16 protein-coding genes are annotated in these 14,013 nt (G+C 51.8%); 11 read left to right on the plus strand and 5 right to left on the minus strand.

Going from position 1 to position 14,013, the window contains the following annotated elements:
• Positions 1-359: 359 nt before the first annotated feature.
• Positions 360-674 carry a hypothetical protein gene (locus ACOTX4_RS01875; protein WP_003862882.1) on the plus strand — a complete coding sequence of 105 codons (315 nt, stop codon included), beginning with the start codon at positions 360-362 and terminating at the stop codon, positions 672-674.
• Here the strand turns inward: ACOTX4_RS01875 and ACOTX4_RS01880 are convergent.
• Positions 671-1,480 (minus strand): DUF4225 domain-containing protein, encoded by an 810-nt coding sequence (locus ACOTX4_RS01880; RefSeq protein ID WP_003862880.1) that lies wholly within the window; start codon positions 1,478-1,480, stop codon positions 671-673. The two genes, ACOTX4_RS01875 and ACOTX4_RS01880, sit on opposite strands and share 4 nt — an antisense overlap.
• 412 nt (positions 1,481-1,892) lie before the next feature.
• On the opposite strand from ACOTX4_RS01880, the gene ACOTX4_RS01885 reads away from it, so the two are divergent.
• From ACOTX4_RS01885 to ACOTX4_RS01905, 5 genes are all read left to right on the plus strand, one after another.
• Positions 1,893-2,036: a hypothetical protein gene (locus ACOTX4_RS01885; protein WP_015571788.1), complete on the plus strand. Its 144-nt coding sequence runs from the start codon at positions 1,893-1,895 to the stop codon at positions 2,034-2,036.
• A 259-nt stretch (positions 2,037-2,295) separates the two neighbouring features.
• On the plus strand, positions 2,296-2,964 hold the full coding sequence (locus tag ACOTX4_RS01890; RefSeq protein ID WP_032610080.1) for an isochorismatase family protein: 669 nt from the start codon (positions 2,296-2,298) through the stop codon (positions 2,962-2,964).
• Between the two features lie 223 nt (positions 2,965-3,187).
• On the plus strand, positions 3,188-4,363 hold the full coding sequence (locus tag ACOTX4_RS01895; protein ID WP_032610079.1) for an OmpP1/FadL family transporter: 1,176 nt from the start codon (positions 3,188-3,190) through the stop codon (positions 4,361-4,363).
• A 63-nt stretch (positions 4,364-4,426) separates the two neighbouring features.
• Positions 4,427-5,056 carry a helix-turn-helix domain-containing protein gene (locus ACOTX4_RS01900; protein ID WP_421635348.1) on the plus strand — a complete coding sequence of 210 codons (630 nt, stop codon included), beginning with the start codon at positions 4,427-4,429 and terminating at the stop codon, positions 5,054-5,056.
• Between the two features lie 100 nt (positions 5,057-5,156).
• Complete coding sequence (locus ACOTX4_RS01905) at positions 5,157-5,768, plus strand: outer membrane beta-barrel protein (protein WP_003862873.1); 612 nt, start codon at positions 5,157-5,159, stop codon at positions 5,766-5,768.
• A gap of 59 nt (positions 5,769-5,827) precedes the next feature.
• On the opposite strand, the gene ACOTX4_RS01910 is transcribed toward ACOTX4_RS01905, so the two are convergent.
• Positions 5,828-6,226: a hypothetical protein gene (locus ACOTX4_RS01910; RefSeq protein WP_023323707.1), complete on the minus strand. Its 399-nt coding sequence runs from the start codon at positions 6,224-6,226 to the stop codon at positions 5,828-5,830.
• A 171-nt stretch (positions 6,227-6,397) separates the two neighbouring features.
• Here ACOTX4_RS01910 and ACOTX4_RS01915 point away from each other — a divergent pair, with 171 nt between their 5' ends.
• On the plus strand, positions 6,398-8,380 hold the full coding sequence (locus ACOTX4_RS01915; RefSeq protein ID WP_045332847.1) for an alkyl/aryl-sulfatase: 1,983 nt from the start codon (positions 6,398-6,400) through the stop codon (positions 8,378-8,380).
• A gap of 33 nt (positions 8,381-8,413) precedes the next feature.
• Here the strand turns inward: ACOTX4_RS01915 and ACOTX4_RS01920 are convergent, their stop codons facing one another.
• Together ACOTX4_RS01920 and ACOTX4_RS01925 are read right to left on the minus strand one after the other, a co-directional pair.
• Positions 8,414-9,298, minus strand: a complete 885-nt coding sequence (locus ACOTX4_RS01920) for an SDR family oxidoreductase (protein ID WP_022651800.1) — start codon at positions 9,296-9,298, stop codon at positions 8,414-8,416.
• 61 nt (positions 9,299-9,359) lie between these two features.
• On the minus strand, positions 9,360-9,749 hold the full coding sequence (locus ACOTX4_RS01925; protein WP_045332846.1) for a YdeI family stress tolerance OB fold protein: 390 nt from the start codon (positions 9,747-9,749) through the stop codon (positions 9,360-9,362).
• Positions 9,750-9,888: 139 nt separating this feature from the next.
• Between ACOTX4_RS01925 and ACOTX4_RS01930 the strand changes: the two genes are divergently transcribed.
• From ACOTX4_RS01930 to ACOTX4_RS01945, 4 genes are read left to right on the plus strand one after another with little or no spacing between them, the layout of a single operon-like run.
• Positions 9,889-10,392 (plus strand): hypothetical protein, encoded by a 504-nt coding sequence (locus tag ACOTX4_RS01930; protein WP_045332845.1) that lies wholly within the window; start codon positions 9,889-9,891, stop codon positions 10,390-10,392.
• Positions 10,393-10,401: 9 nt separating this feature from the next.
• Positions 10,402-10,848: a DUF421 domain-containing protein gene (locus ACOTX4_RS01935; RefSeq protein ID WP_003862865.1), complete on the plus strand. Its 447-nt coding sequence runs from the start codon at positions 10,402-10,404 to the stop codon at positions 10,846-10,848.
• Positions 10,849-10,858: 10 nt separating this feature from the next.
• On the plus strand, positions 10,859-11,377 hold the full coding sequence (locus tag ACOTX4_RS01940; protein ID WP_032645678.1) for a 2-oxo-tetronate isomerase: 519 nt from the start codon (positions 10,859-10,861) through the stop codon (positions 11,375-11,377).
• A 16-nt stretch (positions 11,378-11,393) separates the two neighbouring features.
• The gene (locus ACOTX4_RS01945) at positions 11,394-12,380 is read left to right on the plus strand and encodes an SDR family oxidoreductase (protein ID WP_022651797.1); all 987 of its coding nucleotides are present in this window, start codon (positions 11,394-11,396) and stop codon (positions 12,378-12,380) included.
• Here ACOTX4_RS01945 and ACOTX4_RS01950 read toward each other — a convergent pair whose 3' ends face one another.
• The gene (locus ACOTX4_RS01950) at positions 12,381-14,006 is read right to left on the minus strand and encodes an alpha-amylase family protein (protein ID WP_032660237.1); all 1,626 of its coding nucleotides are present in this window, start codon (positions 14,004-14,006) and stop codon (positions 12,381-12,383) included.
• Between the last annotated feature and the right edge of the window lie 7 nt (positions 14,007-14,013).

Genomic DNA, 14,013 nt, shown 5'->3' on the forward strand with positions numbered 1-14,013 from the left:
GTTTCTTACCGCGACAGCACAACAACGAACTAAAAGCCGCATATCTGGCATAACTCCCGAAAACAGGTTTATGGTGATAACGTACCTACAAACGACATGTAGGATCTATCAGCGTTTCAGCCACGCTCCCGCAAGGGTACACGGTTATCCTGATAAGGTGTGATCCCTCTGACAGTCTGATGTTGTCGCCTAACGGCTCCACTTGTTGCTGTATCACCAACGGGGCTTTATGGCTTCTATTGTCTGAAATCTGATTCATTGGACAAACATCATGTGGATTGCTGTAAAGTTCATCAGTATGATTGCTTGCACAATCAGCGATTGGGAAAACACTTCTGGGAGATAAGGGACGAGACGATATGAAAGTGACTGATGAGGCTTTGTTACGTTCAGGGTTTACGCAGCCCGAATTGCAGAAGATAAAAAGCAACATTGAAAAATATGGAGGAACGCTTGGAGAGGCCATAAATGACCTCGCTAGGCGATTTGTTACCTTGGCGGGAGTGGTGGCTGTGTGTGCCTTAATCCTACTGCTACTTATCGTCTTCAGCTCACCTGATAGAGCAGTTGCATGGGGGCTGGCGATGATCTTTGGGGTTGCCATTATGTCCTTCGCGCAGCCGCCGGTAATTTCCTATAAATCCTGGCGTTACCGAAAAACTATCAAGGATTAACTGGTTCCATTTTCGGTTGTCAATAGATCGAAAATCACTTTTGCTTTAACACCATAACCGACAATCTTCATTGTTAGCTTAGGAGTGCTCATTGTGCTGACTTTGCGATAGTAATCGTGTGGAAGCCAGCGAAATAATCTCCAGGCTCCAGTTTTTCGAGCGAGTCCTACAATGCTGTACACACTGGCACCGAGAGTAACACCATTATAGAGAGCCAAGCCCGTGTTAGGATTAAATCCCATGAACTGGGCCGTATGCATCGCGGAGTCAGCAATGATACCTTGCGAGGGTTTATGTCCTTCTGGCTGATCAAAGTTGAGCACTTCTTTCGTTAATCCGTTCATTCCATCGGCAATCAGGACTGCCCCAGCCAGCATACCAATCGGCCCCATAGTGGATAACATCATAAAGCCACCAAAGAGAACCACGCCTGATAGCACCACGTTTACGGCGGATATAACATAACCGACGATTTTATTATTTTCCTTAACAAACTCGACCTTCGCGTAAAGCTGTGCGGCTCTGGTTCTTAACAGGCGTTCTTGTTCGTGTAGATTATCTGTTTCAGCACGCAGATTTTTGATGCATGCAATGCATTCTTCATCGGTTTTAGCTCGTCGTGCTGTTTCAAATTCTTTATCTACAACCTGTTTTATCTCTTCGACAAACTTGATACGTGTAAGACCATCTTGCAAATAGAATGCTGACAGCCGGTTTGCTGTTTCGACGAGTTTCCGGGCCTCTAGATTCACCATGGTATCTGACCATGTTCTGTTCCAGCCCCTGTTAAGCAACGCAATATCCATTAAAGACTCCTTCCCAAAATGTGTCTGGTCATTTTAGGTGCAATAAGGTCGAAGACCATAGGAAATACTTTCACAACCCACCCCCGTGGGTGTCCCGTCTCTTTATCCTCCCAGTTTACTTCCTCCTGCTTAAAATATCCCCGGCTCTATTATAGAGCCGCTGAGTGGAACGATTAACCGCCTAATAATTTCACTGGATCTGCATGAAATATTCTGGTGTTGCCACTGCGTCACACCGCTTTGCTTACGCTGCAATTTGCCTCGCTTTATTGCAACAGGCACAAAGCTCTCTTTTCGTAGTAAAAAGCCTTCTTTTGCTAAACAAGGAATCACCCATGGCATAACACGCTAAGTTGCACATTTCCTGTACCCTGGATACCCTGAGATTAATCCTAATAACTCAAGGGTGAGTATGGCTACCGGGAAGAGAAAGAACCAAAAGGAATCACCTGAAGAAGAGTTAGATCGCTTGCTGGATGAGCTTGAACTCACAGAGGAGCAACGGGAGTTTATCGAATCCATGCGGGAGGATAAGGGCGATCCCAGTAGTGAGTAACGCTTGCCTTCAGCCGAACGAATACGAATGGCCGCATAACGGCATTGTAAAGATTTTTTCTCCTCACGAGGGCTTTCCGTCAGCGTCGATGGCTCAGCGTACCGTGCCAGAAATTGTCCTGAAATGATGCGGTATTCAGACCGGATCGAACTACTATTCATTATGATTTATCAATGCATTATACCCTGACCATGTGCATGTAAAATCGCGGAGCCGGGAGAGTTGACGGCAATGTAAAAGAAATCATGAGGAAAGAAATATGGCTGCTACAAACGGTATGATTGATACTGATGACGCTGTAATTTTACTCATCGACCATCAGAGTGGCTTATTCAACACGGTACGTGATGTGCCTGTACCAGACCTTCGTAATTATGTGACAGCGATAGCCAAAGTTGCCACGCTTTTAAATATCCCGGTGATCACCACGGCCTCTGTTCCTGACGGTCCCAATGGCCCGCTCATCCCGGAAATTCACAAATATGCACCCCATGCCGTGTATGTTCCACGCACCGGGCAGATTAATACCTGGGATAATCCGGCGTTTGTGAAGGAAGTGGAAAAGACGGGCAGAAAGACCCTGATTATTGCCGGCACGCTCACCAGCGTCTGCATGGCGTTCCCTGCGGTTAGCGCTGTCCACGAGGGGTATAAGGTTTACTGTGTTGTGGATGCCTCGGGGAACTGGTCCAAAATCGCGACCGATACCACCATCGCGCGCGTGGCTCAGGCGGGGGCGATCCCTACCGATACGTTTGCCATTGTCGCTGAATTAATGAGAACCTGGAACCGCGAGGAAGGTTCTCGCTTTGCTGAGATCCTGGCAGAGCATGTCTGTCCGGAATATAAGTGCCTGATTGAAAGTTTCGGCAAAGCTCAGGAAATTGCCAGAACGGGCCCGGAAACCAATCTGGAGCATTATAAGTAAGTCCTAATAAACATGTATAAAAGTTGCTGGATTTTATCGTCCTGTACCTGAGCGTATTACAGGTGCAGGACGTAGCAGCGTCGTATTCCGGACGTCGCTGAATTGTCAGAGATATTAAGAGGGGCTGAACCGCGCATAATTTAAAATTAAACCCTCTTTCTTTTTACGTAATCAATCGCCCCTGTTATATCTGTCGGCAAATTTTTTATTTCCCGGACCACAGATGAAAACACGACTCCTCCTGTGCGCTGGAGTATTAGCTGTCTCCAGTGCCCATGCCAGCGCCCTCTATTTTTATGAAGCCGGCACCGAAGATACCGCGCTTGCCGGAGCAGGGCAGGCGGCTCGTGCGAAGGACGCCTCGACAATCATGACCAACCCGGCTGGCATGACGCGCTTACCGGATCATATGGTCACCGGTGGGTTACAGGTTATGGATGGCTCCATCGACAACCAGCTGGATAACGATGCCCATCAAAGCCCCGGCGATGTGATGAAAACCATCCCGAATGCCAGCGCCTTTTATAGCCAGAAGATAAACGATGATCTTTATGCCGGGATCGGGCTTTACGGTAATTACGGCCTGGGGATCGACTACGGCAGCTGGGCGGGCGACAGGTTGATTAAAAAGAGTACCATGGTAGCCATGACGCTCAGCCCCTCGCTGGCCTATAAGCTTAACGACCGTCTTTCGATTGGCGCGTCCGCCAACGTTAACTACGGTTACTTCTCGCTGACTCGCAGCGTTAACGATGATGACTACCAGCGACGCGATGAAGACCTGGCCATGAGCTATCGGCTTGGGCTGCTGATGCAGCTAACTGACCAGACCCGAGCCGGTATTACCTGGAACAGCGAAACGGACTTCAGCTTCAATATTGACGGCAACGCGCGTCTACAGAACGGCACCTACGACCTGCCGTTGTCGGCACAGATCAGCGCACCGCAGCAAATCATGCTCAGTCTGGTGCATGATATTAACCCGCGGTGGTCGGTTATGGGCGATCTCGGCTGGCAGGACTGGAGCCAGTTCGGCGCGCCGCAAATCGTCGTCGGGGACCAGCAGCTGAACAACGTCAGCCGCCTGAAGGACACGTGGCACGGTGCGGTGGGCGTGCAGTATCGTCCAACGCCTCAGTGGCGACTGAATGCCGGTGTGGCGTTCGACAGCTCGCCGTATGAAAGCCAGAGCGATGTGGCCTTAACCTTACCTACCGGCGATGAGTGGCGATTTGGCACGGGGGCCCAGTATCAGATCACCCCGGCCAGCAATATTGGTATTGCCGTGTCGTATCTTCATATGCAGTCGTCGCATGTGAAATCGCCGGTGGCGTTTGCCGGAAGTTACGACCATCCTTATCTTTGGTTTGCCAGCGTCAACTACAGCTATCAGTTTTGATCGGCTAACCGCTTAAAATATATGGTCTATAATGGCAGATATTGAATGTCAGAAGGTTGTACCATGCATATTTTACCGCCTGTTCGACCCGAAAAATCCATCGAACGACTGACCGCTATCCTTGAGCCGATAGCGGAGAAAGTGCACGTTGTTCCGCGTAAGCGACTCACCTGGTTACGGAAGGGGAAACAGCAGATGTACCTCTTTCTGGAAGGGGAGTTATCCCTGCTGCGGGCCTCGGATGGACTGGTGGTAGTAACCGTTTACGAGCCGCATTTGTTTGGTATCGCAGAGATGATCCAGCCTACCCAGGGGCATCTTCTCCGTGCGGAAAGGGAGTCGACTATTTTACGTCTTGATGCGGACAAGGCGGCTGAGTTGTTTCGCGCCGAGGGCGTCTGGGAGGATGTCGCCGCGCAGCTTTCATACCATACGGCCTATTTAATATTTCGTGATGCACAGGTACTCCAGCAGCGTACCTATTCCGTTATTCGTAACCACCTTCAGGAAATGATTTTGCTCCCGGAAGAGACGCGTCTGCGTACCACGATTCTGGAATATATTCAGGATCGTACACTGCTCTCTCGCAGCAGTATACTCAATGTATTATCCGCCCTTAAGCAGGGAGAATATATCTCCTTTAAGCGCGGCGGATACCTGCTTGAAGTCAGACATTTACCCGAATCATTCTAGCGGAAGTTTAAAATTAAACAGAAATGGAATTAACGCTGCCGTTAATTTTCTATATCGTTTGCTTTCTCAGATTTAACTTTATCAAGTAAACGGTATTTTTATGAAAAAGACAGTTATCGCATTAATTGTGGCTAATGTATTTACCGCCACTTCCGCCTTCGCCGCCGCGGATGCGGGCACCTGGTATAGCGGGGCGAAATTCGGCTGGTCTCACTATTTTGATACCAATATGGGTTCAAAAGCGTTTGAGAACACGCATTCCGATCACTTCGATTTTGACCATGATAATGTCGGCGGGGGTGTTTATACGGGTTATCAGATTACCCCATGGCTTGCGGTAGAAGGTGGTTATGATTATTTAGGCAACATGCAGATTAAAGGCCAGCATGGCGCAGGGGCGCAAATGAAGACGCAGGGCCTGCAACTGTCTCTGAAGGCCAGTTATGCCCTGACCAATGACTGGGATATTTACGGCCGTGCCGGCGCAATGGGCTATCGCGCTGAATCCGATGTAAGTGGTCACAATCGTTTTGAAACAGGTGTGCGCCCGCTTGCTGCCGTGGGTACTGAATACGCCTTCAATAAAAACTGGGCGGGCCGCCTGGAGTATCAGTGGGTAAGCAACGTGGGCAATGTTAACCAGATCGGCGTGAGCAGCGACCTGAGTTCCGTCACCGCAGGGCTTAGCTATCGCTTTGGTCAGTACGACTGATGTCCGTGATATGCCCATTAATAAAAACCCGGCTGCTTAAGTTGCCGGGTTTTTTGTTTTCAGCTGGTGAATAATGGTTCAAGAACGATATGAATATTTTGCAGGCCCGTGACATTATTATCTTTCAGGTATTGCTGGTTAACCATATCTAGCTGTTCCAGCTTGGTCAGCGAGGCATAGACGCGTTGAACGGCACTGTCCGCAACAAAAATTTCTTTTGCGGTGGTGTCCTGTAGATACTGTGATTTTACGCTGCGCGTTAGGGTCTCGATCTGCTGTTTATTTTCCTGATAAAGAGACGCGATATGCGATATCTGTACCTGCGGCGATTTTTCCCCCGGCAACACCAGTGGAATTTGCAGATGATTAATTTTTTCAACATTGTCTGGTTGGGGAGAACTACAGGCTGTTAATGTGCTGAGGGTTAATACAGCGAAAAAGAACGGCAGGCTCTTCATCGAATCACTCCGGGGAAATAACTGGACTCAGCATTATCCCTGAAGGCCGCAGCGACGAAAGAATTAACTTATTTATTTATAAACGTTAATTTCATAGGTTAAAGATAAGCCTGGTGATAGCCTCCTTTCCCCCCATGTACCGCCAGCGTGAATATAACTCCTCGAGGAAGTATGAAATTTAAAACTCTCGTTAGTGCGATGGCCGTTGCTGGTCTGCTATTAGTCTCGTTGACCTCATTGCCTGTCCTGGCACAAAAGGAAGGGAAGGGAGCCACTGCCCATACGAAAGAGATGAATGATGCACTTTATGGTCAACTGCCCTTCTTTGATAAGACCGATTTCCGAAATGCGCACAAAGGCTTTATTGCCTCGCTGCCACCCGCGGTGATTAAAGACGAAAAAGGCGCCGTTATCTGGAACCCCCAGAAATACGCTTTTATCAAAGAAGGGCAAAAAGCGCCGGATACCGTCAACCCGAGCCTGTGGCGTCAGGCGCAGCTGAATAATATTGGCGGTCTGTTTGAGGTCACGGAAGGCGTCTACCAGATCCGCAACCTCGATCTGTCGAATATGACGATTATAGAGGGCAAAGAGGGGATCACGGTTATCGATCCGCTGCTGTCTGCGGAAACGGCTAAAGCGGGCATGGATCTTTACGTTAAGCATCGCGGCAAACGTCCGGTTGTTGCCGTTATTTATACCCATAGCCACGTCGATCATTATGGCGGCGTGCGTGGCGTGGTCGATGAAGCGGGAGTGATGACCGGCAAAGTGAAAGTCTATGCTCCAGCAGGTTTTATGGAAGAGGCGGTATCGGAAAATATCATGGCCGGAAATGCCATGAGCCGCCGTGCCAGTTATATCTACGGAAACCTGTTAAAGGCCAATGTAAAAGGTCAGATAGGAGCGGGTCTGGGGACGACCACCTCAGCGGGGACGGTCACGCTTATCGCGCCCACTCACGCCATTACCAAAGACGGGCAGAAAGAGATCATCGACGGTCTCACCTATGATTTTATGCTGGCGCCGGGGTCGGAAGCGCCGTCTGAAATGCTCTGGTATGTGGAAGAGAAAAAACTGATTGAAGCAGCAGAGAACGTCACTCACACCCTGCACAATACTTATTCGCTGCGCGGGTCGAAGATACACGATCCGCTGGCATGGTCAAAATACATCAATAACGCTCTCGATCGTTGGGGGGGTAAAGCGGAAATTATTATCGCGCAGCACCACTGGCCCACATGGGGTAATAAGAAAGTGGTGAAGCTGATGAAAAGCCAGCGTGATATCTACCGCTATATCAACGACCAGACGCTCAGACTGGCGAATAAGGGGCTGACGAGGGATGAAATAGCCGCAAATTTCGCCCTGCCTTACGGACTGGCTAAATCCTGGGCAGGCCGTGGCTATTACGGCTCGGTAAGCAACAACGTCAAAGCCACCTATGTCTACTATCTTGGCTGGTTCGACGGCAATCCGGCGACGCTCGATGAACTGCCTCCGGTCGAGGCGGCGAAAAAGTATGTCGATTACATGGGCGGAGCCCGCGCGATCCTTGAAAAAGCCCGTGTCGATTATGCCCGGGGGAATTATCGCTGGGTGGCTCAGGTGGTCAGTAAAGTCGTTTTTGCCGATCCGAATAATAAGGCGGCGCGCGAACTGGAAGCCGATGCGTTTGAACAGCTGGGATACCATGCGGAGTCAGGGCCGTGGCGTAACGCCTACCTCACCGGTGCGCAAGAGTTGCGTAACGGCGTGAAGATAAAGCCGACGCCCAAAACCGCCAGCCCGGATGCGGTCCGTGCCATGTCGACTGAGATGATTTTTGACTACTTCGGCGTTCACCTTAACGGCGTCAGAGCGGCGAATGCCAGAGGTATTTTTAACGTTGATTTAGGCCGCGAGGGCGGCAGGTATAAGCTGGAGCTGGAGAATGGCGTGCTGAACCATAGTGCCAATATCCAGGCAGAAGATCCGGATGCAACCATTACGCTCAGCCGCGAAACGCTGAACAAAATCATCCTTAAGGAAACCACGCTGAAAAAGGCGCAACAGGCAGGAGAGGTGACGATCGTCGGCAACGCCGCGAAGGTAGACGAAATGCTGCGCTGCATGGAGAGCTTCAGTTTCTGGTTTCCTGTCGTCACCCCTTAAAAGTAAAAAAGGCTGCTTTCGCAGCCTTTTTCGTCAAATGACGCCGTCGCCGCCGTCTGAACACCAGACCTGCCCGGAGGTGTATGAACACTCATCCGAGGCCAGAGTGACATACAGCGGTGCGATCTCCACGGGCTGTCCCGGGCGTCCCAGAGGGGTACTCTCGCCAAAATGTTTCACTTTTTCCTGTGGCTGCCCACCGCTGGGCTGGAGCACGGTCCAGTAAGGTCCGGGCGCTACCGCGTTCACGCGGATCCCTTTCGGACCCAGCTGTTTCGCCAGCGCTTTGGTAAACACCGCGAGACAGGCTTTGGTCTGCGCATAGTCAAGCAGTACGGCGCTCGGTTTAACCGCCTGAACGGAGGAGGTGTTAATAATGGATGCAGGGGCTTTCATGTGGCGCAACGCCGCCTTTGTGATCCAGAAAGGCGCATAGACGTTGGTCTTAAAGGTCGCGTCAAAATCTTCCGTAGTCAGTTCTTCCAGCGACTCACGATACTGCTGGCGGCCTGCGTTATTCACCAGGATATCCAGCCCGCCCAGTTTTGAGACGGCCTGCTCCACCAGGTTCTGACAAAAAGTTTCGTCGCGCACATCGCCCGGAAGCGCGACGGCGTTCCGTCCTTCCGCTTTAATCAGGGCGATGACTTCCGCTGCGTCTTCTTCCTCTTCCGGCAAATAGTTAATGGCGACATCTGCCCCTTCGCGGGCATAGGCAATGGCTACCGCGCGTCCGATGCCGGAATCGCCCCCGGTAATTAGCGCCTTCTTACCGGCAAGACGTCCATGCCCTTTGTAGCTCTTCTCGCCGTGGTCGGGTACGGGTTCCATTTCTGAGGACAGGCCCGGCGGCGTCTGGGGTTGCTCCGGGAAAGGTGGCGTTGGGTAAGCGTTCGTACGTTGTTCATTATCACTCATAGCTAACTCCTTGTTAGGGGTGAGATTTGATGGATAGTTACAGCGTTAACGCTTCGCTGAATTATTTTTGCAAGTGGCTGACCCGGACTACGGGTGGGGATGATTTTTTATCGAGCGAGCCGCTAATACTGATCATGTTGTCAGGTTCCACGGTTCTGTCGTCAAATACGGCTTTCGGGATAATAACGTCGATTTTCCCGGTTTTATCCTGGAATAAGTATTTATCTCCATTGCCATCAATAAGATTGCCGCGCAGTGAAATAGAGGCGCCATCATGCATCTCTTTCGCCTGAGTAATGGTCATAATGCGCGCATCATCGGTACCACGATAACCGCTGTCCAGCGCATGCGGCGGTGGCGGCGCGTCACCCTTTTGTAACCCGCCGTTATTATCTGCCCAGGCAGTAGGGATAATTAATATTAACAAAGCTGAAATCACTGATAATTTCATCTGATATCCTTCATTTTGGATGTCTTGACTTATTAAGTATTGTTGCTATTTCTTTATGTGGCAAATGTGATAAGTCTTAAAAGCATTTTCACAGAGAAATCAAAAATTTCGGCAATTAAGCGAAACGGTGACGACTGCCATGGAACCAAAAAATGAAAAAGTGCCTGGGATAAAAGAGAGTTATCGTTTACTGACGTTTGAGTACGCATTTCGTCAGGTGGGTTTTATTGTGCTGTTAGCTATTATCGTGGCGGCAATTGCCGGGCTGTTTTCAAGCGGTGTGGTCAGTGACGTGGAGAAAACAAACGATGCAAAATCCCTGACCCTGAGCTATGAGCGCTTCGGTCGCCGCCAGACCGAATCGCGGATGGCGCTGACGTTTCCGGTGACGTCTGAGGGGAAATATACCCTCAGCCTGACCAGCGAAAGCAGCGACGCGTATGAGCCCGGCAGCGTCTGGCCACAACCGGACAGCATGTACAGCCGGGGGAATACCCTGTTTCTCGTCTACGATCGTTTACAACAGACCGATAAATTTACCGTTCTATTATTCATCACGCCGTCAAAAGCAGGGAAGTGGACAAACAGCATCCGCGTAAACAACGAGCCAGATATCCGTTTCTGGCAGTTTATTTACCCCTAGGAGTCGAATATGGACATGGTTTTTCGTGCCCTAGCAATTTACCTGTTTCTGGTCATTGTGTTTAAAGTTGCCGGGCGGCGCGCCCTGTTACAAATGACCAGTTTTGACCTTATTTTGCTCTTAATTATCAGTGAGGCGACACAGCAGGCGCTGCTTGGCGAAGATTTTTCCATCACCGGTGCGATGATTACAATAACAACGCTGGTGGTGGTGGATATTATATTTGGCCTCCTGAAAAAATATTTTTCCACTGTTGAGAATATTCTTGATGGCACGCCGGTGATATTGGTGGAGAACGGTGTCCCCCTTGCCGATAAACTGAAAAAGGTCGATGTATCCTGTGATGATATATTGGTATCAGCCCGCCAGAATCACGGTATTACAGAATTGAAGAAGATAAAATACGCTATTCTTGAGCGTAATGGTCATATTTCTATTATTCCTGACGAAAATTAAGGGCAACGCGATGAGCAATCTTATTCACGACAGTAACAGCACCATCAGCGAGCTGACGAAAAAGCTCGCCACTCAGCTTACGGACAGAGGTTTGCGGTTAACTACCGCAGAGTCCTGTACCGGCGGCAATCTCGCGGTTGCGCTTTGTGCCGAAGAGAACACGGCGGAATTTTATGACGTTGGCATGGTGGTGTTCAGCGATGCGGCGAAGGAGAGGATCCTCGGCGTGCGGCACGAAACCATTGAGCGCTTCACCGCCGTCAGTGAACAAACGGTGACCGAGATGGCCGCTAAAATTCGCGAAATTGCCGAGGCGGATATTGGCCTTGCCATCAGCGGCTATGCGGGACCGGAAGGCGGAGACGATGGCACCGCAGCCGGTACGGTCTGCTTCGGCTGGAATATTCGCGGACAGATGGAAACCCGCACCGTGCTGTTTTCCGGTGAATGTCAGGATGTGGTGGATAAAGCGGTGCGTTATTCCCTGTCTGAACTGATCGAAATACTCTCCGGTTGGGATAACGTCTGAAACAAGGGGAAAGGCTATGGCTGTCATCGTTATTACCGGCGGTACGGCGGGCGTGGGGAAGGCCACGGCGCTGCACTTTGCCAAAGCGGGCTACGATGTGGGCATCATTGCCCGCGATGAGCAGAGCCTGCGCTCCACAGAAGAGGAGTTGCGCCGTTTCGGGATCAACGCCTGTGCCGTTCAGGCCGACGTGGCGGACAGCAAGGCGGTGACCGATGCTGCTAACGAGATTGAATACCGGCTTGGGGCCATCGATGTGTGGGTGAATAACGCCATGGGCGGGATGCTGGCGCCGTTTCGCACCATGTCGCCTGAGGAGTTTCGCCGCGTCACCGAGGTGACCTATCTGGGCTATGTTAACGGTACCCGCGCCGCGCTGGAGTTAATGACTCCTCGTGACCGGGGGACGATTATTCAGGTTGGCTCCGCGCTGGCCTACCGCTCCATTCCCTTGCAGTCAGCCTACTGCGGGGCGAAGGCCGCGATCCGCGGGTTTACCGACGCCGTGCGCACCGAGCTGATGCATGAAAACAGCCGGGTGCAGATCGCAATGGTACAGATGCCGGGCCTCAATACGCCGCAGTTCGAGTGGGCGAGGAATAAATTTGCCTGGGCGATGCGACCGGTTCCCCCCGTGTTTCAGCCGGAAGTGGCTGCCAGCGCGATTTTCAAGGTAGCGCAAAAACCGGTGCGGGAGCTGTGGGTGGGCAGCAGCACCGTCCAGTCGATTGTCGGGCAATTTCTTTTTCCCGGCTTTCTGGATCGGCTGATGGTTAAAAAGGCCTGGGAAGGGCAGATGACCGATACGCTAAATGCGGATGACCGTCAGGACTATCTGGATCAGCCGGTTAACGATCTGCATAAAATCCACGGGCACTTCACCGACGAAGCAAAAGAGCGCGCCACCACCGTTACCTCCGGCATGCCGGGGAAAGTGCTGCTCGGCTCCCTCGCCGTCACGGGCGCGATCGTGGCGCGTCTTCTGCTCTCGCGGAGACGATAATCAGCGCAGTGCGGTACGATCGGTCCAGAACCAGCGGTAGCCATAGCCGCTGAGGTTAAGCGCGACGGTTTTGCCGCACACCAGCGCGTCGTTGTAGCGTTTGTCCGCCAGGCAGGCGGTCCAGGTCGCATGCCGGATCCCTCTGGCGGTAAAATTAACGGGCTTATCGCTAAAGTTAACGAAGGTCAGAATGCTGCGCGTGTCGGTTTCGTAATAGATCCCCAGCACCGCATCGCTGTCGATATTAATAAGACGAAACGGCGCGACGCCGATCTCAGGGAACTCCGAGCGCGTATTGGCGATATCGATAATGCAGTGCAGGAGTGAGTTGCGGTGCAACAGCGAATCCGCCACGTTGATTTTTTGATAGCGGTACGGGCCGCGGTCAATCATCGGGGCGATAAAAGTTTCCGGGTCGGCGTCTGAGAAACCGCCGCCTTGCGATCCGGCCCACTGCATCGGGGTGCGTACGGCGTAACGCTCCTCCAGTTCCAAATCATCTCCCATGCCAATCTCATCCCCGTAGCGCATGACCGGTACGCCCGGCAGCGAAAACAAGACCGCATGGCAAAAGGCCAGCCGCTTACGATCGCCATTAAGCATCGGCGCCAGACGGCGGCGGATACCTCGCTGATACACACTCATTTCTTTGTCAGGGGCAAAGGCATCAATGACGGTCTGCTTCGCTTTTTTTCCTATCCCTTCCAGATCCAGCTCATCATGGTTGCGCAGCCAGTTGGCGAAGCAGCAGGAGTCCGGCGGCACAATCATCTTCTTCACCGCGTTGTGCAGCGGTCGTGCGCTTTTCTCCGCAAGGCTGACGTAGAAGTACTTATTGAGCCAGAAATTCAGCACCAGGTTGAGCCGGTCGTTCTGACCAAAATAATCTTTGTAGGCCTCGACCTCCACGTCGACTTCGCCGAGCAGGATCGCATCCGGGTTACGCTGCTCGATAAGACGGCGCAGATGCTCCAGGATCCACAGGCCGCGTTTATCATCCCCACGTCCGGCCTGTTTTGTCAGGTGCGACGCCGCATCCAGGCGAAAGCCCGACACCCCGAGCTTTAGCCAGAAGATGATGATGTTCTCAACCTCCTTCAGCACCGCAGGGGAGGCCAGATTGAGATCCGGCTCGTGGTGATAAAACATATGCCGATAGTATTGCCCCGCCTCGTCGTCCCATGTCCAGATACTCTTCTCCACGCCGGGGAACATGGGCGGCGTATCGTCGTCGTCCGTGTCGGACCACAGGTAATAGTCACGATAGGGTGATTGAGGGTTGCGGCGGGCCTGTTGAAACCAGGGATGCGCATCCGAGGTATGCTGGATCAGCAGCTCAATAATGACCTGCATCCCCAGCTCCCGCGCCTGTTCAATAAAGGCGATGATATCGTTGAGCTTGCCGAAGCGGGGATCGACCTGCAAATGGTCGCTCACGTCATAGCCTTCATCGAGAAAAGGCGTGAGGTAAAACGGAGTGATCCAGATAACCGTCGCGCCCATCCGGCGGATGTAGCGTAGCTTCGCGGCGATTCCGGCGATGTCGCCACAGCCATCGCCGTTCAGATCGTAAAACAGGGCAGTATCTATCTGGTAAATAATGGCGCGTGTATGCCAGCCTGCCATAGTAATC

It is taken from the genome of Enterobacter cloacae complex sp. IR5459, from assembly GCF_049238005.1.
Lineage (GTDB): Bacteria > Pseudomonadota > Gammaproteobacteria > Enterobacterales > Enterobacteriaceae > Enterobacter > Enterobacter hormaechei_C.